At 57.1% G+C, this 17,974-nt stretch carries 19 protein-coding genes, 1 tRNA gene and 1 pseudogene; 5 read left to right on the top strand and 16 right to left on the bottom strand.

What is annotated here, in order from left to right; all coding sequences use genetic code 11:
• Window positions 1-335: 335 nt before the first annotated feature.
• The 6 genes and pseudogenes from QMZ29_RS04155 to prfB all read right to left on the bottom strand — a co-directional run bounded on the left by QMZ29_RS04155 (window position 336) and on the right by prfB (window position 5,192).
• Window positions 336-1,226, bottom strand: a complete 891-nt coding sequence (locus QMZ29_RS04155) for a hypothetical protein (RefSeq protein ID WP_282995039.1) — start codon at window positions 1,224-1,226, stop codon at window positions 336-338.
• 36 nt (window positions 1,227-1,262) lie between these two features.
• Window positions 1,263-1,541 (bottom strand): hypothetical protein, encoded by a 279-nt coding sequence (locus QMZ29_RS04150; RefSeq protein ID WP_282995038.1) that lies wholly within the window; start codon window positions 1,539-1,541, stop codon window positions 1,263-1,265.
• 304 nt (window positions 1,542-1,845) lie between these two features.
• A pseudogene (locus QMZ29_RS25810) lies at window positions 1,846-2,085 on the bottom strand (phage integrase central domain-containing protein); the annotation flags it as partial.
• Between the two features lie 260 nt (window positions 2,086-2,345).
• A tRNA-Gly gene (locus QMZ29_RS04140) sits at window positions 2,346-2,419 on the bottom strand.
• A gap of 147 nt (window positions 2,420-2,566) precedes the next feature.
• Entirely contained in the window at window positions 2,567-4,084 is a 1,518-nt protein-coding gene (lysS, locus tag QMZ29_RS04135; RefSeq protein WP_004931697.1) for a lysine--tRNA ligase, read from the bottom strand.
• A 9-nt stretch (window positions 4,085-4,093) separates the two neighbouring features.
• Window positions 4,094-5,192 (bottom strand): peptide chain release factor 2 gene (gene prfB / locus QMZ29_RS04130; protein WP_096242572.1). Its coding sequence is split into 2 segments (ribosomal slippage): window positions 4,094-5,116 and window positions 5,118-5,192, totalling 1,098 coding nucleotides; the frame shifts between segments, so codons are not numbered across the junction.
• Between the two features lie 261 nt (window positions 5,193-5,453).
• On the opposite strand from prfB, the gene QMZ29_RS04125 reads away from it, so the two are divergent.
• Window positions 5,454-5,840, top strand: coding sequence for a type II toxin-antitoxin system RelE/ParE family toxin (locus QMZ29_RS04125; protein WP_049296187.1), 387 nt, complete (start codon window positions 5,454-5,456; stop codon window positions 5,838-5,840).
• Window positions 5,833-6,177: a helix-turn-helix domain-containing protein gene (locus QMZ29_RS04120; RefSeq protein WP_197765181.1), complete on the top strand. Its 345-nt coding sequence runs from the start codon at window positions 5,833-5,835 to the stop codon at window positions 6,175-6,177. The genes QMZ29_RS04125 and QMZ29_RS04120 overlap by 8 nt, the downstream gene beginning before the upstream one ends.
• Window positions 6,178-6,227: 50 nt before the next feature.
• Here the strand turns inward: QMZ29_RS04120 and recJ are convergent, their stop codons facing one another.
• The 3 genes from recJ to xerD are packed head-to-tail and all read right to left on the bottom strand — an operon-like array spanning window position 6,228 to window position 9,631.
• Window positions 6,228-7,961 (bottom strand): single-stranded-DNA-specific exonuclease RecJ, encoded by a 1,734-nt coding sequence (recJ, locus tag QMZ29_RS04115; RefSeq protein WP_016929971.1) that lies wholly within the window; start codon window positions 7,959-7,961, stop codon window positions 6,228-6,230.
• Between the two features lie 6 nt (window positions 7,962-7,967).
• Complete coding sequence (gene dsbC / locus QMZ29_RS04110; RefSeq protein ID WP_025304118.1) at window positions 7,968-8,684, bottom strand: bifunctional protein-disulfide isomerase/oxidoreductase DsbC; 717 nt, start codon at window positions 8,682-8,684, stop codon at window positions 7,968-7,970.
• A gap of 26 nt (window positions 8,685-8,710) precedes the next feature.
• Entirely contained in the window at window positions 8,711-9,631 is a 921-nt protein-coding gene (gene xerD / locus QMZ29_RS04105) for a site-specific tyrosine recombinase XerD (RefSeq protein WP_154747450.1), read from the bottom strand.
• An 85-nt stretch (window positions 9,632-9,716) separates the two neighbouring features.
• On the opposite strand from xerD, the gene fldB reads away from it, so the two are divergent.
• Window positions 9,717-10,235 carry a flavodoxin FldB gene (gene fldB / locus QMZ29_RS04100; RefSeq protein WP_025304119.1) on the top strand — a complete coding sequence of 173 codons (519 nt, stop codon included), beginning with the start codon at window positions 9,717-9,719 and terminating at the stop codon, window positions 10,233-10,235.
• A gap of 37 nt (window positions 10,236-10,272) precedes the next feature.
• Here the strand turns inward: fldB and creD are convergent, their stop codons facing one another.
• The 5 genes from creD to sdhE form a co-directional block, all read right to left on the bottom strand.
• Window positions 10,273-11,637, bottom strand: a complete 1,365-nt coding sequence (gene creD / locus QMZ29_RS04095) for a cell envelope integrity protein CreD (RefSeq protein ID WP_197769867.1) — start codon at window positions 11,635-11,637, stop codon at window positions 10,273-10,275.
• 80 nt (window positions 11,638-11,717) lie between these two features.
• A complete protein-coding gene (gene creC / locus QMZ29_RS04090) occupies window positions 11,718-13,136 on the bottom strand; it encodes a two-component system sensor histidine kinase CreC (protein ID WP_261426819.1) in 1,419 nt (472 codons plus the stop codon).
• Window positions 13,133-13,828 (bottom strand): two-component system response regulator CreB, encoded by a 696-nt coding sequence (gene creB, locus QMZ29_RS04085; RefSeq protein WP_025304122.1) that lies wholly within the window; start codon window positions 13,826-13,828, stop codon window positions 13,133-13,135. Before creB ends, creC begins: the two co-directional genes overlap by 4 nt.
• Entirely contained in the window at window positions 13,828-14,250 is a 423-nt protein-coding gene (locus QMZ29_RS04080; RefSeq protein ID WP_025304123.1) for a protein YgfX, read from the bottom strand. The genes creB and QMZ29_RS04080 overlap by 1 nt, the downstream gene beginning before the upstream one ends.
• Window positions 14,231-14,497, bottom strand: coding sequence for an FAD assembly factor SdhE (gene sdhE / locus QMZ29_RS04075; RefSeq protein ID WP_004931679.1), 267 nt, complete (start codon window positions 14,495-14,497; stop codon window positions 14,231-14,233). Before sdhE ends, QMZ29_RS04080 begins: the two co-directional genes overlap by 20 nt.
• A 320-nt stretch (window positions 14,498-14,817) precedes the next feature.
• Here sdhE and ygfZ point away from each other — a divergent pair, with 320 nt between their 5' ends.
• Complete coding sequence (gene ygfZ, locus QMZ29_RS04070) at window positions 14,818-15,810, top strand: tRNA-modifying protein YgfZ (protein ID WP_261426812.1); 993 nt, start codon at window positions 14,818-14,820, stop codon at window positions 15,808-15,810.
• Window positions 15,811-15,848: 38 nt separating this feature from the next.
• Here ygfZ and QMZ29_RS04065 read toward each other — a convergent pair whose 3' ends face one another.
• Together QMZ29_RS04065 and trhA are read right to left on the bottom strand one after the other, a co-directional pair.
• Complete coding sequence (locus QMZ29_RS04065; protein WP_261426803.1) at window positions 15,849-16,346, bottom strand: DUF2165 family protein; 498 nt, start codon at window positions 16,344-16,346, stop codon at window positions 15,849-15,851.
• Between the two features lie 150 nt (window positions 16,347-16,496).
• Entirely contained in the window at window positions 16,497-17,171 is a 675-nt protein-coding gene (gene trhA / locus QMZ29_RS04060) for a PAQR family membrane homeostasis protein TrhA (protein WP_033639467.1), read from the bottom strand.
• A 183-nt stretch (window positions 17,172-17,354) separates the two neighbouring features.
• On the opposite strand from trhA, the gene QMZ29_RS04055 reads away from it, so the two are divergent.
• Entirely contained in the window at window positions 17,355-17,963 is a 609-nt protein-coding gene (locus QMZ29_RS04055) for an HD domain-containing protein (protein WP_049208209.1), read from the top strand.
• The last annotated feature ends 11 nt before the right edge of the window (window positions 17,964-17,974 follow it).

Genomic DNA, 17,974 nt, shown 5'->3' with positions numbered 1-17,974 from the left:
GCATTACAGATAGCAAAATAAAATCCCACTCACGTAGGTTTGTTATTCTTAACACTAGTTTTTGGTGCTCTTCTTTCACCATGGGATTTTTTGAAAAATATAGACGCTATAAACTCTTTACATTTATTTTAGAATAATTAACTGAAAATACGTTTTATTTATTTTTAAGGCTAAAAAAAAAGGAAAAATATCTTTATATAACAATCAATAATAATTTAAGAAAACCTACACTCACACACAAAACACTTCCAGTTGATACTCAAAGCCAATAAAAATAGGATGTTCCACGCTAAAAAAGAAACATATCTTGAATCAGCAATAATTAAAACTCAATTCTAAAACTCAATTCGCTGAGCAGGAATTGAGTTCAAAATCCAACACTCTTGGTGAACATAATGTGCAGAAAGACTATTTTGATATTTACTATGTGCTGCCTCTAAGTTGAGTTGATTATCCATATCTATACTTGGATCTCCTGTGGGGGCTTGAACTCTTTCATGCAGTACTTTGTATGCCTGATGCTGATCTAACATATCAATGAAGCTTTGAGTTTTAAACTGCTTATTATGCATATTCGCATGAACACCTGCATATTTATAAGAATCCATAACCGTTACCCGTCCATCACCGTCTACATCAGTGGGGGAGGAAATCCATTTAAATACATGTAGCAAAAACAGGTTGGCAGGCCAAGGAAAGGGGCCAGAGATGAAGTCTTCTGACGTTGGATGGCTAAGGCTTTCATGAAGGTTTGTTGCACCAATAAAAATGATATCAACACCTTCTTTACCTTTCGCCGCATTGACATAATTAAATAGCCCCGCAAAGCACTGCCCTAGATATACAATTGCGTTATTCAGACCAGGTATATTCTTTAAAGTACTGACAAGTCTATTAGGTGTAATGTCTTCAACAGCATCAATACCATTGGGGCTGCCATGACCAGTGATAAACATCACTAAGTTTTCATATACATTTTGTGTCGAATCGTCGAAAAAATCTTCGGAAGATTTGATTTTATATTGATTTATCGTTCCTAGTGAAAAAACCTTTTCCAGAAGGTCAGTTGGTCCATCAATATAAATAAATATATCTTGAGGACGGACCCCCGAACGCTCCAAGCACATTAAACCGAATACAAGATCAACTACGTGTCGGAACTCTGGAGCAGTATTTGAACTTGATAAAAACAAGATCCACTTTGTTCTTTGACTTCTTAATTTCATAAGCAGCCCCCCTTTGTAACTCTACATATTAATAAATCAATGTTTAAATACAATAGCATTACTCAGGGAAATTGGTTTAGGTATATCAGAGAAATAATATAACTCATTCATTTCAACACCTTCCACAGGAGTTGATGTCAAAACTTTCCCACTCTTACCTAAAGCATATAGATCTTTGTCTGTTTTAAGATAGAAAAAAACATTAGCATCATCAGAATGTGCCTTAAAAAGCAACCACTGTCCGAGGTTCACACACTCTTTGACAAGCTCCGTTATTTCCGGCAGTGCTGACGACTGTATAGTTACAAATTTCATAATTAATCCTCAACAACGCAAGGCTCTTCAGTCCATTAGGTATGAGAGTGACCTTCCAATCCCCCCTCTCTTTTTTGTGAAGTGTATTACCTTAGTGGTAATCTTTCAACGTAGACCATCCGTTTTGTTCACCGTAAGTTGTCTTAAAATGCCTTCACTGGCTTTGTAGTGCGTCAAACAACACCACCATACACCTCTACATGGGGAAAAAAATCATTTTCCGAATCGCTTTCTGTTTCGCTTGTGAGGTATCTTTTTTTGCACCTAATAATCATTAAAATAAAATCAATAAGTTAAACGAACACTATCTTGAACCCTCTGACTTCTTCCACTGGTATGTCGGTGCGTTCATCCTCTGTCGATGTCGTTCTTTTGCGGCTAGTGCCGTAGCAACCCTTGTGCGCAACTCTAGCATGTCTAGTTTAGAAAACGTCCCCATACGCTCCATTGGCCTAGTATCAGCAATTGAGCGATGGCCGATGTATGGAAATACATCGCTCTCAAACGTTTTCATCATCTCTTCTGCATATGATTCGGACCAGCGAACGCGCCGCTTGCCGTATCATTCCCGCGCTATCCCTTCGAAGGTATTGCCAGTTACATTTTGCCGATCTCGTGGAGCGCCGTAGCTCAAGGTCTGTGAGGGGCATTGTGTATAGCTCCGAGGTAAATCAAACGTCCCATACTCATTACTATACACATGGATGTATAGATTTGGGTCGATGTGTGTAGACATTGGGATAACCAGATTTTACCGGGATACTTGTCGTTACTGGGGTTAGTAGACGTTGGTAGAGGTGTGTTTGGAGCGGGTGAAGGGAATCGAACCCTCGTATGCAGCTTGGGAAGCTGCCGTTCTACCATTGAACTACACCCGCATCGGTGTGCGACAGGCATTATAACCGGTTATCGGCGGCGGGCAAGCGGAGATGGCGCGTAACTGTCGATGTTTTAAGCGGTTAAGTCCCGTAGACGAAAAAAAACCGGCGCAGTTTCCCGCACCGGTGGTTTCACGCTAAACGCGATTATTTCTGCGGGCGCATCGCCGGGAACAGAATCACGTCGCGGATGGTGTGGCTGTTGGTGAACAGCATCACCATACGGTCGATACCGATGCCCAGACCGGCGGTCGGCGGCAGGCCGTGCTCCAGCGCGGTAACGTAATCTTCGTCGTAGAACATCGCTTCGTCGTCGCCGGCGTCTTTGGCGTTCACCTGATCGGCGAAGCGCTGCGCCTGGTCTTCGGCGTCGTTCAGCTCGGAGAAGCCGTTGCCGATTTCACGGCCGCCGATGAAGAACTCGAAGCGGTCGGTGATTTCCGGGTTCACGTCGTTGCGGCGCGCCAGCGGCGACACTTCAGCCGGGTACTCGGTGATGAAGGTCGGCTGAATCAGATGGCTTTCCGCCACTTCTTCGAAGATCTCGGTCACGACGCGGCCCAGACCCCAGCTCTTCTCAACCTTGATGCCGATGGATTCGGCGATGGCCACCGCTTTACCCATGTCGGCCAGGTCAGCCAGATCGGTTTCCGGACGGTATTTCTTGATCGCCTCGGTCATGGTCAGCTTCTCGAACGGCTTGCCGAAGTCGAACACTTCGTCGCCGTACTGCACCTGAGAGGTGCCCAGCACTTTCTCGGTCAGGGTGCGGAACAGGGTCTCGGTCAGCTCGATCAGGTCTTTGTAATCCGCGTAAGCCATGTAGAGTTCCATCATGGTGAACTCTGGGTTGTGACGCGGAGAAACGCCTTCGTTACGGAAGTTGCGGTTGATTTCGAACACGCGTTCGAAGCCACCGACCACCAGGCGCTTCAGATACAGTTCCGGCGCGATGCGCAGGTACATGTCGATATCCAGCGCATTGTGGTGCGTGATGAACGGACGCGCGGACGCGCCGCCCGGGATCACCTGCATCATCGGGGTTTCGACTTCCATGAAGCCGCGTTCCACCATGAAGTTGCGGATAGCCGACATCACCTGCGAGCGCACCTTGAAGGTGTTGCGCGATTCTTCGTTGGCGATCAGGTCCAGGTAACGCTGGCGGTAACGGGTTTCCTGATCTGCCAGGCCGTGGAATTTGTCCGGCAGCGGGCGCAGCGCTTTGGTCAGCAGACGCAGCTCGGTGCAGTGGATCGACAGTTCGCCGGTCTTGGTTTTGAACAGCTTGCCGCGCGCGCCGAGGATATCGCCCAGGTCCCACTTCTTGAACTGCTCGTTGTACACGCCTTCAGCCAGATCGTCGCGCGCGACGTACAGCTGAATGCGGCCGCCCACGTCCTGCAGCGTAACGAAGGATGCCTTGCCCATAATGCGGCGGGTCATCATACGGCCGGCGACGGTCACTTCTACGCCCAGCGCTTCCAGCTCTTCGTTGTCTTTATCGCCGTACGCGGCGTGCAGTTTGTCGGAGGTGGAATCGCGACGGAAGTCATTCGGGAACGCAATGCCGTTCTCACGCAGGCCGGCCAGTTTCTCGCGGCGGGACTGCAGTTCGTTATTGAGATCCAGCGCCTGATCGGCGCCCTGTACTTGTTGTTCAGACATTTCTATTCCTCATAACCCGGCTTTCAAACTTGCCTCAATGAATTTATCCAGGTCGCCATCCAGTACGGCCTGCGTGTTACGCGTTTCGACGTTGGTGCGCAAATCCTTGATGCGGGAGTCATCCAGCACGTAAGAACGGATTTGGCTGCCCCAGCCGATGTCGGACTTGTTGTCTTCCATCGTCTGCTTATCAGCATTTTTCTTTTGCATCTCAAACTCGTACAGCTTGGCTCGCAGCTGTTTAAACGCTTGATCCTTGTTCTTATGCTGAGAACGATCGTTCTGGCACTGCACCACGATGTTGGTTGGCAGGTGAGTAATACGTACGGCGGATTCGGTCTTGTTGACGTGCTGACCGCCCGCACCGGAGGCGCGGTACACGTCGATACGCAGATCCGCCGGGTTGATTTCGATATCGATATCGTCGTCCACTTCCGGGTAGATGAACACCGAGCTGAACGAGGTGTGGCGACGGCCGCCGGAATCGAACGGGCTCTTGCGCACCAGGCGATGCACGCCGGTTTCAGTGCGCAACCAGCCGAACGCGTAGTCGCCGATGATCTTGATGGTGGCCGATTTCAGGCCCGCGACGTCGCCGTCGGATTCTTCGATCACTTCGGTCTTGAAGCCCTTGGCTTCGGCCCAGCGCAGGTACATGCGCAGCAGCATGCTGGCCCAGTCTTGCGCTTCGGTGCCGCCGGAGCCGGCCTGGATATCCAGGTAGCAGTCGGCGCTGTCGTATTCGCCGGAGAACATGCGGCGGAATTCCAACTGATCCAGCTTGCTCATCAGTTGATCCAGCTCGGCGACCGCTTCGTTGAAGGTCTCTTCATCGTCGGCTTCCACCGCCAGTTCCAGCAGCCCGCCGACGTCTTCGCCGCCCTGCTCCAACTGATCGATGGTTTCAACGATGGCTTCCAGCGCGGCGCGCTCTTTGCCGAGCGCCTGTGCGCGTTCCGGCTCGTTCCAAACGTCCGGCTGCTCCAGCTCGGCGTTGACTTCTTCTAGGCGTTCCTTCTTGGCATCATAGTCAAAGATACCCCCTAAGAACCGCAGTCCGCTCGGACAGGTCCTGAATTCGGTTTTTTACCGGGTTAATTTCAAACATGGTTTCGTTCTTTTACGTTGATGTCGTCGATGGCGGAATGCCATTGGAACCGCTAATTCTAACGGATCCGGGCGGCAGTTTATAGCGAGTTGGTCAGTTTTTGTGGCGATCGGGCGACAAAGCGGGTGGCAGGAAGAGCAGGAATTTCACCAGCGTTTTATTACCGGTGCCCCTCACGCCGCTAAGCTGTTCAAGTATTGAGCAATGTGGTCATTGAGACTATAGTCGCTATGATGACTCACAGGGACAGGCGGTGCCAAAATGGACATTTTCGTCACGGATGATTTCGACAAATTTATGAAGAAAAATCGCATCGTCGATCAAAAGATTTGCACCGCGGCTCACGAACTCGCACACGGTAACCATGACGGCGATCTGGGCGGCGGCGTCTACAAGAAACGTATTTCGCTCAATCGGGGTAAACGGGGTGGCGCTCGATCCATCGTGGCGTTTAAACGCGGTCGTCATCAGTATTTTATTGATGGATGGCTGAAAAACACCGTAAAACAGAACGGTGCAAAAGAAATCAACGATGATGAATTGGCAACCTATCGCGAGCTCGCCAGAGATTTTCTTGCCATGCCGCCGGAAATTATCAAACGAGCCATCGATAGCGGCTACTTGCGAGAGGTGAAATGCGATGACTGATAATCGCCTGCTCAGACTGCAAAAAATGGCACAGCGTTTTAATGAGATCGGTGCGGTGTCAGACGATACCGTACGCAACATCGCCACACGAGTACAGGCGCAGGAACAATATGCCCAGCGTGAGCAGCATGATCAAATGGACGGCGCACGCATCAAAATGCTGCGCAGACGGCTCGGCTTGAGCCAGGCCGATTTAGCGGCCGTGGTCAACATGTCGACCACCAGCGTACAAAAATGGGAACGTAACGCGGTAAAACCCCAGGGAGCCGCACTCAGAATGCTGGAAATTATCGAACAGAAAGGGGTCGCCAGCCTGATCATCTCACCACGAAACTGATGAGCGTTCGTGCACCAGTCACTTACCGATGCACGAACGTCAATTCCGCCTCAGCGCGGCCAAAGATGCTGGATCAGCAGCTGCACGTTGCGGTTGCCGCGAAACTCGTTGACGTCGAGCTTGTAGGCCAGTTCCACCTCGCGCACGCTGCTGTCAGGCCACAGCGTGGTGTCCACGTTGAACGCGATGCCGTCGAGCAACGGGCCGCCGCCGAGCGGCTCCACCATCAGCTTCAGGTGTTTCTCGCCCACCAGCCGCTGCTGCAGGATGCGGAACTTGCCGTCGAAGGTCGGTTCCGGGAACGCCTGGCCCCACGGGCCGCCCTCGCGCAGCAGCTCCGCCGTCGTCAGCGACAGCTCCTGCATCGCCAGTTCGCCGTCGGACCAGATCACCCCTTCCAGCATCGCCGGATCGAGCCATTCGCCCACCAGCTCGCCGAAACGCTGGCGGAACTCGTCGAATTTGGCCTCTTCCAGCGACAGCCCGGCCGCCATCGCGTGGCCGCCGAACTTCATCATCAGCCCGGGGTTCAGCATATCCAGCCGCTCCAGCGCATCGCGCATGTGCAGGCCGGGCACCGAACGGCCGGAGCCTTTCAGTATGCCGTCGCCCGCCGGTGCGAACGCGATCACCGGGCGGTGGAAACGCTCTTTGATGCGCGAAGCGAGGATGCCCACCACGCCCTGGTGCCATTCCGGGTGATACATCGCCAGCCCGTAAGGCAGCTCGGTGCTGGTGCGCTCCAGCTGATCGCACAGCTGCAGGGCTTCCACCTGCATGCCTTGCTCTATCTCGCGTCGCGTCTGGTTCAGCGCATCGAGATCGTTGGCCAGCATACGCGCCTGCGCAATGTCGTCGCTCAGCAGCAGCGCCACGCCGATAGACATGTCGTCCAGCCGGCCGGCGGCATTGAGGCGCGGGCCGAGGGCGAAACCGAGATCGTTGGCCGCCAGTTGGCGGGCATCGCGATTAGCCACTTCAAGCAGCGCGCGGATGCCCGGTCGGCATTTGCCGGCGCGGATGCGGTTTAACCCCTGATACACCAGAATACGGTTGTTGGCATCCAGCGGCACCACGTCGGCCACGGTGCCGAGCGCCACCAGGTCCAGCAGCTCCGCCAGATTGGGCATCGCCAGCGCGCGCTGCTCGAACCAGCCGCTGTCCCGCAGGCGGGCGCGCAGCGCCAGCATCAGGTAGAACGCGACACCAACCCCCGCCAGCGATTTGGACGGGAAGGCGCAGCCGCGCAGGTTGGGGTTAACGATCGCTTCGGCCGCCGGCAGGGTCTCGCCCGGCAGGTGATGATCGGTCACCAGCACCTGCATGCCCTTGGCGTGCGCCACGTCGACGCCGGCGTGGGAGGAGATGCCGTTATCGACGGTGACAATGAGTTCTGCGCCGCGTGCCGCCGCCTGCTCCACCACTTCGGGGCTCAGGCCATAACCGTCTTCGAAACGGTTAGGCACCAGATAATCGACGGCTGCGCCGCCCATGCTGCGCAGCGCCAGCACCGTCAGCGCGGTGCTGGTGGCGCCGTCGGCGTCGAAATCGCCCACCACCATGATACGGCGACCGTCGGCCAGCGCCTGTTGCAGCAGGCCGACGGCGTCGTCGATGCCGTCCAGCTGTTGCCAGGGCAGCATGCCCTTGACGCCGCGTTCCAGCTCTTGCTCAGCCTGCACGCCGCGCAGGGCGTAAAGCCGACGCAGCAGCGGCGGCAAACTGGCGGGCAGATGCGTGTCGTCCGCCGCCGGGCGGCGGCGTAGTTGCGTTTTAATACTCACCGGCGATTAACCACCGGCTTTGGTGGCGGCCTGGTGCGCATCCAGCATGGCGGCCATCTCTTTCGGCCCCTGATAGCCCGGGATCATCATGCCGTTTTCCAGGATGATGGCCGGCGTGCCCTGAATGCCGAACTGCACGCCCAGCTCGTAATGCTTGCTGATGTCGGTTTTGCAGGTCGCCGGAGAAACGGCATCGCCCTTCATGGCGGCGTCGAACGCCTTGGCCTTGTCGGCGGTGCACCAGATCGACTGCATGTCTTTTTCAGCCTGGGAAGCCAGCCCCTGGCGCGGGAATGCCAGGTAACGCACGGTAATGCCCAGATCGTTGTACTCTTTCATCTGCTGATGCAGTTTGTGACAGTAACCGCAGGTGATGTCGGTGAACACGGTGATCACGTGTTTCTCTTTCGGCGCTTTGTAAACGATCATCTGATCTTTCAGCGCGTCCATCTTGGTGCCCAGCAGTTGGTTGGTCACGTTGACCGGCTCTTTGCCGCTGACGTCAAACAGCGGGCCCTGCAGGATGTGCTTGCCGTCTTCGGAGGCGTACAGCACGCCGCTGTCGGTCAGCACGGTTTTCAGGCCGTTTACCGGTGAAGGCTGCACGTCCGCCTGCTGAATGCCCAGGCTGGCGAGCGCTTTTTTGATCGCCGCGTCATCGGCATGGGCGGCGCCGGCCACCGAAGCCACCAGCAGAGAGAGCAGCATTAAACCTTTTTTCATTGTTCCAATCCTTTCGAACCCGCCGCTCAGGCGCGCGGGTGATGCTGTTGATGTAGCTGTTTCAGTCGTTCGGTCGCTACATGTGTATAAATTTGCGTGGTCGAGAGATCGCTGTGCCCTAACAACATCTGTACGACACGGAGATCGGCCCCATGGTTCAGCAAATGGGTGGCGAACGCGTGCCGCAACACGTGCGGCGACAGACGCTCGCTGTCGATGCCCGCAAGGATGGCATAGTGTTTGATGCGATGCCAGAACGTCTGTCGGGTCATTTGCTGGCAGCGGGTGCTGGGGAACAGCACATCCAGCGTCTGGCCGTTGACCAGCCATGGGCGGCCGTGCTCCAGGTAATTTTCGATCCAGTAGACCGCCTCTTCGCCCAGCGGCACCAGCCGCTCCTTGTTGCCCTTGCCGATCACCCGCACCACGCCCTGGCGCAGGCTGACGTCGCTGATGCTCAACCCCACCAGCTCGGAAACCCGCAGCCCGGTGGCGTACAACACTTCGAGCATCGCCTTGTCGCGCAGCTCCAGCGGTTGATCGACGCAGGGCGCCTGCAACAGCGCATCGACCTGCGCCTCGCTCAGATCCTTCGGCAAACGCTGCGGCAACTTGGGAGACGCCAGTTGCGCGGTGGGATCGTCGGCGCGCAGCTTCTCGCGGTACAGATATTGAAACAGGCGCCTCATGGCGCTCAACAAACGCGCGGAGCTGGTGGCCTTGTAGCCGCCGTCCACCCGCTCGGCGAGAAACGCCTGCAAATCCAACGCCTGCGCCTGCAGCAAGGTGGTATTTTGCTGGCCAAGCCAGGCGCCCAGGGCCTGCAAATCCAGCCGGTAGGAGGCCAGCGTATTTTCCGCCAGATTGCGCTCAAGCCACAGCGCATCCAGGAATTGTTCAATCAGCGCATTGTCTTGCTGTTGCACGCGGTCCTCTCTTTGTTGCATTTCCACCCGCGCCATTATGCCTTAAGCCGACGCAAATCAGGTATACTCGCTGCAATTCTCTAAACAGCAACGTAACGGTTTACACATGAAGATTGGTCTGTTTTACGGCTCCAGCACCTGCTACACCGAGATGGCGGCAGAAAAAATCCGTGAGATTCTGGGTGAAGACCTGGTCGACCTGCACAACCTGAAAGACGTCTCGCCCAAGCTGATGGAGGACTATTCCATTCTGATCCTCGGCATCCCGACCTGGGATTTCGGCGAACTGCAGGAAGACTGGGAAGCGATCTGGCCGCAGTTGCCAGAGCTGGATCTGAAAGGCAAGATCGTCGCCATGTACGGCATGGGCGATCAGCTCGGTTACGGTGAGTGGTTCCTTGACGCGCTGGGCATGTTGCACGATCACATCGCGCCGCTGGGCGTGCAGTTCATCGGCTTCTGGCCAACTGAGGGCTTCGAGTTCACCAGCCCCAAACCGCTGAGCGCCGACGGCAAACACTTCGTCGGCCTGGCGCTCGATGAGGTCAACCAATACGATCTGAGCGAAGAGCGCCTGCAGCAATGGTGCGAACAGATCCTGCTGGAGATGGAGCCGCTGCTGTAGCCGCTATCGGGCGCTGAACGCGCCCGATTCCCCTCGCTTATTTCCACAGCCGGAAGCGTGGTTCGTCTTCCCCGGCCGGCGTTTCCTTGGTCAAACGCGCCGGATCGGCCACCTGATACCAGTCCAGTTTGCGCGTCAACAGCATAATGCCCGCCAGAATGGCGAACAGCAGCCCGGCCCCCAGCACCAACGCATTATCCTCCGACTGCAACAGCAAATAGAGCACGCCGTACAACAACAATAGGCTCGCGGCGAACAGCGCACCGCGCAGCTTGCCGCGCAGTACGGCGCTCAGATAGAAGCCGATCAGTCCGCTGCAGGCGATGCTGGCCGCCAGGTAAGCGGGAGCGAATCCCAGGTGTTCGGAGAAGGCCAGCAGAATCAGGTAGAACAACACCAGCGCCGCACCGACCAGCAGGTACTGAATCGGGTGCACCCGCAGCCCGGTCAGGGTTTCGAACAGGAAAAACGCCATAAACGTCAGCCCGATAAATAGCAGCGCATATTTGACCGCGCGCTCGGTCAGCTGGTAGTGATCGACCGGTTCGACCAAGCTGGCGCTGAAGGCCGGCAGCTTGTCCTCGTCGATAATGGCATCGTCGTAATAGAACGCACTGTTGATGTTGTTGGCAAACCAGGTGCTGCGCCAGCGAGCGCTAAACCCTTGCTCCGTCACCTTGCGTTCGTCCGGCAGGAAGTTGCCGAGGAAATTCGGGTGCGGCCAGTTGCTTTGCAGCTGCAGCTCGCTGCTGCGCCCCAGCGGCACCAGCGACAGGCTACTGGTGCCCGCCAACGTCAGGGTAAAGTCAGCGTTCAGCCCCTCTTTTTGTTGCAGCGCCGTCAACGTCAGCGGTGCGTGGATCCCCTGGCGCAACGAGCCCACGCCGGTGCCCGGCTCAAACGCCACCGGCTGCGGCATTGCCAGCGGGGAAATGCGCTTGATGCCGCGAGAGTCGCTCAGCGCCACCAGCAGGAACGGCTGGCCGACGGTCACGTTGGCGCGTTGCAAATCCGTCAGCTCCGGCTGGCCGAAACGCACCTTGAAGTTCAGCGGCCCCTGGTAAACCTGCGTCTGATAAATGCCCAACTTGCGCACCTCCACATTCGGCGCGCCCTGTACCTGAAGCGACTCCGGCAGCAAATAGCGGTAATGCTGCACCCGCTGCACTACCGTTTGTCCTTTCTCGTCTTTCTTCTCTTCGCGTTCGACATAGGGAATGACAATCAACGGACCGAGCACGCGCTGCGCCCCGCTGGTGCTTTCGCCCACCTGCCCGACCACGCTTTGCCGATAGCCGCTGCGTTCGTCGATCACGCTCATCAGCTGGGCGATGGGGATCAACATCACCACCATCAATCCCAGCAGCGTGGTTATTTTCCAGAAAAGTACCGATTTCATCATGCTCGCTCCTCGTAGGTAATAAGGCCACGATAAAACCCGCAAGTGAAATCAGAATGTGGTTATGTGAAGGGAAGGTGAAGTCACAGCGATAACATGAAAGTCGCTTCCACCCCGTGCGGCCGGCGGTTGCGCAGGTGAATGCCGCCATGATGCAGACGGGCGACTTCCTGCACGAAGTTCAGGCCCAGCCCGCTGCTTTTCGGCCGTTCGGCGCGCGGCAGCGAATAAAAACGTTCGAACACTTTATCGAGGGCGTAGTCAGGAATGCCGCTGCCGTCGTCACAGACGCTGATGCAGTAATACTGTTCCCGCCGTTCGCCTCGCACGCTGACGCCCCCGCCCGACGGGGTAAAGTCGATCGCGTTGTCCAGCAGGTTGGTCAACGCCTGGCTGATCAGCAACGCATCGCCGTTCAGCGTCACCTCCGCCAACGCCTCCAGTTGCAATCTGACGCCGCGTTGCGTCGCCTGCGCCTCTTTGCCCGCCATCGTCTGGCTGACCAGCGCCGCGATCGCAATCGGCGCGGTTTCCATGTCTGGCCGACTCTCCAGCCGCGCCTGCACCAGCAGTTTGTCCACCAGCTGTTGGATGCGTGCGCTTTGCTGCTCGATATTGGTGAGAAAACGCCGGGCGGTCTCCGGCGGCGGCAGCTCCTGCAACAGCTCCGCCGCGCCCCTGATCGCCGCCAACGGGCTTTTCAGCTCATGCGTCAGGGTATGTGCATATTGTTCGATATAAGCTTTGCCTTCCAGCTTCAGCCGCATACTCTCCAATGCCTGCGCCAGCTGCGTCAATTCCCGGCCACCCACTTTGGGCAGCGGCGCGCTTTCCCCTTGCGCCACCCCGTCGGCATAGCGCACCAGCCGGCCTATCGAACGGTTGATCCACCAGACGAATACCGCCCCGATCAGCAGCGCGATCCCCAGCAGCAATGCGCCGGCCCACAGAATGCGCCGTTCGCTGCGTTTGATCACCGGCGCCATGGTGCTGTTGGGTTTGCCCACGGTGAGCACGCCGATAATACGCCCTTGCTCTATCACCGGTGCGGCCACATACATCACCGAACTGTTTTCATCTTCTGGATCGCTACGGGTGCTGCGGGCGCCGTACTGGCCGCGCAGCGTCCGATAAACGTCATTCCAGCGCGAGTAGTCTTGCCCCTGCGCGCGGCCGGCAGAATCGAAAATGACCCGGCCCTGGGCATCGGTCAGATAGACGTGGTATTCACTGCGATCCTTGCGGATGCCGGAGATATTGGCGCCGATCGGCCGCTGGTTCAGCTGCGTGAACGCCTGCGCCAGTTGGCCATGCGCCGCATCGCCGCGCTGCATGTCCTGACGGGCGATTTGCGCCAACAGGTTGGCGGTGTCCACCAGCGTGCCTTCGGTAGCGCGCCGCACGCCGGGCTTCACTTCCTGGACGAAAATGCTCAGCACGAAGTACCCGGCCACCGCCACGATCAGAAAATATCCCAGCAGCAGGCGCAGGCCAATTTTCATGGCTGGCGGCTCACGCTGTAGCCCAATCCGCGGTGGGTGTGGATGGGCGGCTCACCGGGCTCAACCGCACGCAGCTTGGCGCGCAGCGTTTTGATGTGGGTATCGACGGTGCGATCCAGGCTTTCTTCCGCTTGCGCCCAAACGCTTTCCATCAGTTGCTGCCGCGAGAACACCCGTCCAGGCGCCAACAACAGCGTCTTCAGCAGCAGGTATTCATAACGGGTCAGCGGCAGCGGCCGCTGATGGTAGGAGATGGTGGCCGCGTCTTCGTCGAGCGTGAAAGCGCCGAAATGGTAGCGCGCGCTCTGTTGCAGGCGCTGCTGCTTATGCAGGCGGCGCAAAATGGTGCGCACCCGGGCGCTGACCTCGCGAGGGGAGAACGGCTTGGCGACATAGTCGTCGGCGCCGATCTCCAGCCCGATCAGGCGATCCACTTCATCACTGCGGGCGGTAAGAAACAGAATCGGCAGGTCAGCCGCCTGAGCCAGCAGGCGGCGACACAATTCAAAACCGTTGATATCCGGCAAACCGACATCGAGGATAGCAAGCGCGGGCGCGCCTTGCGCCAGCGCCTGCAACGCCGGTTCCGCACGTTCGAACCAGCGTACTTCGAAGCCTTCGCTCTCCAGCGTGTAAACCAGCGTATCGGCAATACTGGGTTCATCCTCCACCAACCAGAGCACGGGTTTCATCAGGGTTCCTCGCCGTTACCCGCCGGCGGATACAGCAACAGCTGCCGCAGGTGGCGCCACTCCTCTTTGCTCATGCAGTCGGAAGCCAGCCACAGCCGGCGGCGCTTTTTGCCTTCCATCGGCTGCAGCGTCAGCAGCAGGCCGTAGCCCGGCATCCAGGGCTTTTTCGCCAGCCGCCATTCTCGGCCGTGCCAGCTGAAACGCCGGTCCGCCAGCAGCCGCAGCTCGCCCTGCACTGCGGCGATGCGCTTCTGGCTACGAATGCACTGAAACACCACCAGCGTCAGCAGCACCAGCCAAAGCGGGCCATAACCTTCCGGCCAGGGCGAAATCAGGATCAGCAAGATCAGAACGCCATGAGTCAACAGGGAAAAAAGCTGGGTGCGCCAGGAAATGCGGATATCACATCGCCACTGGGCCACGGTCTTTATTTCGCGTTTGGATCAGGGTCACCATTCTCTGCAGCTCGCCGTCCTGCGGCGCGCCATGATTCATCAGCCAGTTGAACAGATCGGGATCGTCACACTCCAGCAGGCGGATAAACAGCGCCTTGTCCGCGTCATTCAGGCTGTCGTATTCGTATTCGAAGAACGGCATGATGGAGATGTCCAGCTCGCGCATGCCACGACGGCAAGCCCAGTGAATACGTGCTTTGTTGTTAATATCCATGTTGTTATGACTCACCTCTTTTCAGCGCGGCAGCGCCAGCGCAGGGTTCAAATGACACACTGTATGGCAACGCCGTCGCAATATAATTCCATCAGCCGGGGATCTGTCTGCAAGGGTGCCCTGGCCGCAAGCCTATAGAGTAACAATTTGACATACACGCCGGGAAGGCGCTTTGCTGCGGAAAACGTAATAAAGCGCAAAATGCCAAAAAAAGCGCCCCCCGGTCCCACGGCGCGAATAACAGTTTGCAAAGCCCGCCGCCTCTTTTACCATGGGTTCAATACCCTTCAGGTAAGCTAAACGTTGAGCAGGAACTTACTATGGCGCATAACATTCCATTCCCACCCCGTCAGCCCTCCGCTTCCACCCATCTCCCCCTGACGCTGATCTCGCTGGAAGATTGGGCGCTGGTGACGTTGAACGGGCCGGACACAGTGAAATATCTTCAGGGCCAGGTGACGGCGGACATCGACGCGCTGGCGGCCGATCAGCACGTGCTGTGCGCCCACTGTGACGCCAAGGGCAAAATGTGGAGCAACCTGCGTCTGTTCCACCGTGGCGAAGGCTTCGCCTATCTGGAACGCCGCAGCGTGCTGGACAGCCAGCTGGCTGAAATCAAAAAATACGCGGTGTTCTCCAAAGTCACTATCGCCGCCGATAATGACGCGGTGTTGCTGGGCGTCGCCGGTTTCCAGGCGCGCGCCGCGCTGACGGGCCTGTTCGCCACGTTGCCGGACGCCGAGCACCCGGTGGTGCAGGACGGCGAGACCATGATTCTGCACTTCGCTACGCCGGCGGAACGTTTTCTGCTGGTGACCCGCGCCGCCGTGGCCGAACAGCTGATCGGCAAGCTGCATGACCAGGCAGAGCTGAATGACAGCAGCCAATGGCTGGCGCTGGAGATCGAAGCCGGTTATCCGGTTATCGACGCTGCCAACAGCGCACAGCTGATCCCGCAGGCTACCAACCTGCAGGCGCTGGAAGGCATCAGCTTCAGCAAGGGCTGCTATACCGGTCAGGAGATGGTGGCGCGCGCCAAATTCCGCGGTGCCAACAAGCGGGCGCTCTACTGGCTGGAAGGTAAAGCGGCCCGCGCCCCGCAGGCGGCGGAAGATCTGGAGCTCCAACTGGGTGAAAACTGGCGCCGCACCGGCACCGTATTGGCGTCGAGCCAACTGGCCGACGGCACGCTGTGGGTACAGGTGGTGATGAACAACGATTTGGATGCCGACAGCCAGCTGCGGGTGCGCGACGATGCCGCCAGCCAACTGGCGATCAAACCGTTGCCCTACTCGCTGGCCGAAGAGAAATAATCCGTCGGCCGCAGGCGCCCTGCCTGCGGCCATCTTCATTACTCGTCCAATTCCCCGTCGCGCTGCACCAGATAAATCAGCACCAGAATGATGGTGACGAAGAAGCGAAACGCATCCGGCACGCCGTTCCACTGCTTCGACATCCACATGCCAAACCACTCGCCCCCAATCGACATAAAGCCGACCTGCCAGGTGAGAAAGCCCAGCGTCAGCCCCACTATCGCCAGCTTTTTCCGACCGTTAAAGGCGTGCGCAGGCAGTTTCAGGCCGCCCAACAAACGCAGGCCGCCGATCCAGCACAGCAGCGCGGTCAGGCTTTCCAGCGCGATGATGAAAATATAACCGGCGTGATGCAGCCACGGCGTCTGTATCGAGCGGTATCCGATGGTGGCGTCGGGGAAAATCGTGTCCATCATAAAGACGTGGCGCACGAAGGCGAAGTTGGAACCGTAGTCGGTGATGTTGCCGAAGGCGACCAGCGAAGCGAACAAGGCGATAGCGCAGACCAGCAGCGCTTTGGATAAGCGAACGATCATCTTGGTGAGTCCTGAACAGAGGTTAAAGAAACGGTATGCGGGCTCAGAAATGAAGGAACGGGCTTGCTGGATACCCGAAAGAAGCAAGCGCCTCTTTTTTAAAACAAAAGAGGCGCCAGTTCAATACGCATTCAGACGTAGCGGGAACGCTTAGACGTAGAGGTAGATCGCCATGAAATGGCAGGCGCTGCCGCCGAGCACGAAGGCGTGCCAGATGGCGTGGCCAAAGCGAATGCGCTTGGAGGCGTAGAAAATCACGCCCAGGGTATAGACCACCCCGCCGATCGCCAGCAGCGTGACGCCGCCGGCCTCCAGCCGCGTAACCAACTGATAAATTACGATCAGCGACAGCCAGCCCATCGTCAGGTAGGTCACCAGCGACAGGGCTTCAAAACGGTGGGCGAAGGCCAGCTTGAACAGCACGCCGAGCAGCGCCAACCCCCAGATTACCGCCATCAGGCCCTTCGCCAACGGCGAATCCAGCCCCACGAGTAAAAACGGGGTGTAAGTCCCGGCAATCAGGAGATAAATGGCGCAGTGGTCAAATTTTTTCAGCCAATGCTTGGCCTTCTGATGCGGGATCGCATGGTAGAGCGTGGAAGCGAGAAACAGCAGGATCATGCTGCCGCCGTACAGGCTGTAACTGGTGATGGCCGTCGCATCGGCACCGGTATTCACCGCCTGCACCAACAGCAACACCAGGCCGACGATGCCGAACACCAGCCCGATGCCGTGGCTGATGCTGTTGGCGATCTCTTCCGCCCACGGATAAGCCGCGGCGACAATCTTATTGCTCCCGGCTTTCACTACGTCCGTTTTCCCCATAACGCGCAACCCCTCAAAATGCCCTGCTTTGTGCGAAATTAACGCAAAGCAGCTTAACTGAGAATAATTCCAGTGTACACGTGTACGCTAAAATAAAAATGTGAACGCGTGTAACCATCGAAATCCCCCGTCCGGTGGTCTACAATCGTCAGGCTTCAACCCACCCACCTTGAGGTTTACACCATGTCATCCGCTGTACCCGCGTTAGATTTCGGCTCAATGACCCAAGTCATCCAATTCCTGATGGAAATCGATAAGTTGAAAGGCGTGCAACGCCGCACCAAAGTGCTGGGCACCCAGCGCCAGGAAAACTCCGCCGAACACAGTTGGCACTTCGCCATCGCCGCCATGAGCCTGGCGCCCTACGCCGGTGATGACGTAGACATTCAGCGCGTGATCCAGATGGCGCTGCTGCATGACATCGTGGAAATCGACGCCGGCGACGTGCTGGTCTACGATCTGGCGGCCCGCGCAGCGATCCACGATCAGGAAGTGGCGGCGGCGCGTCGTCTGTTCGGCATGTTGCCGGAGGCTCAGCGCGAGTATTTCACCGCTTTATGGCAGGAATATGAAGATGGCGAAAGCGCCGATGCACGCTTCGCCTTGCTGCTGGATCGCACCATGCCGATGCTGATGAACCTGCACAATGAAGGCCAAAGCTGGGTGGAAAACGGCATCAGCCTGGAGCAGGTACTGTCGCGCAATGCGTCGATCGCCGACGTACACCCCGAGCTGTGGCGCCATATGGAGCAACACCTGCGGGATGCGCAGCGCAAAGGCTGGTTGAAGTAAGGGAACCGGGC

Origin of the sequence: Serratia sp. PF-27 (assembly GCF_030053255.1) — a bacterium.
In the GTDB taxonomy this organism is placed as follows: Bacteria; Pseudomonadota; Gammaproteobacteria; order Enterobacterales; family Enterobacteriaceae; genus Serratia; species Serratia bockelmannii.
Note: the sequence above shows the minus strand (reverse complement) of the source record. Positions and strands in the feature narration are given on the sequence as shown.

Bases quoted from the DNA above. Each gene is read 5' to 3' on its own strand.
- QMZ29_RS04155 (WP_282995039.1), bottom strand. From the start codon at position 1,226: ATGAAATTAAGAAGTCAAAGAACAAAGTGGATCTTGTTTTTATCAAGT.
- lysS (WP_004931697.1), bottom strand. From the start codon at position 4,084: ATGTCTGAACAACAAGTACAGGGCGCCGATCAGGCGCTGGATCTCAAT.
- trhA (WP_033639467.1), bottom strand. From the start codon at position 17,171: ATGGGGAAAACGGACGTAGTGAAAGCCGGGAGCAATAAGATTGTCGCC.
- QMZ29_RS04125 (WP_049296187.1), top strand. From the start codon at position 5,454: ATGGACATTTTCGTCACGGATGATTTCGACAAATTTATGAAGAAAAAT.
- creD (WP_197769867.1), bottom strand. From the start codon at position 11,637: ATGATGAAATCGGTACTTTTCTGGAAAATAACCACGCTGCTGGGATTG.
- QMZ29_RS04150 (WP_282995038.1), bottom strand. From the start codon at position 1,541: ATGAAATTTGTAACTATACAGTCGTCAGCACTGCCGGAAATAACGGAG.
- creC (WP_261426819.1), bottom strand. From the start codon at position 13,136: ATGAAAATTGGCCTGCGCCTGCTGCTGGGATATTTTCTGATCGTGGCG.
- sdhE (WP_004931679.1), bottom strand. From the start codon at position 14,497: ATGGATATTAACAACAAAGCACGTATTCACTGGGCTTGCCGTCGTGGC.
- fldB (WP_025304119.1), top strand. From the start codon at position 9,717: ATGAAGATTGGTCTGTTTTACGGCTCCAGCACCTGCTACACCGAGATG.
- QMZ29_RS04120 (WP_197765181.1), top strand. From the start codon at position 5,833: ATGACTGATAATCGCCTGCTCAGACTGCAAAAAATGGCACAGCGTTTT.
- QMZ29_RS04065 (WP_261426803.1), bottom strand. From the start codon at position 16,346: ATGATCGTTCGCTTATCCAAAGCGCTGCTGGTCTGCGCTATCGCCTTG.
- xerD (WP_154747450.1), bottom strand. From the start codon at position 9,631: ATGCAACAAAGAGAGGACCGCGTGCAACAGCAAGACAATGCGCTGATT.
- dsbC (WP_025304118.1), bottom strand. From the start codon at position 8,684: ATGAAAAAAGGTTTAATGCTGCTCTCTCTGCTGGTGGCTTCGGTGGCC.
- ygfZ (WP_261426812.1), top strand. From the start codon at position 14,818: ATGGCGCATAACATTCCATTCCCACCCCGTCAGCCCTCCGCTTCCACC.
- QMZ29_RS04055 (WP_049208209.1), top strand. From the start codon at position 17,355: ATGTCATCCGCTGTACCCGCGTTAGATTTCGGCTCAATGACCCAAGTC.
- creB (WP_025304122.1), bottom strand. From the start codon at position 13,828: ATGAAACCCGTGCTCTGGTTGGTGGAGGATGAACCCAGTATTGCCGAT.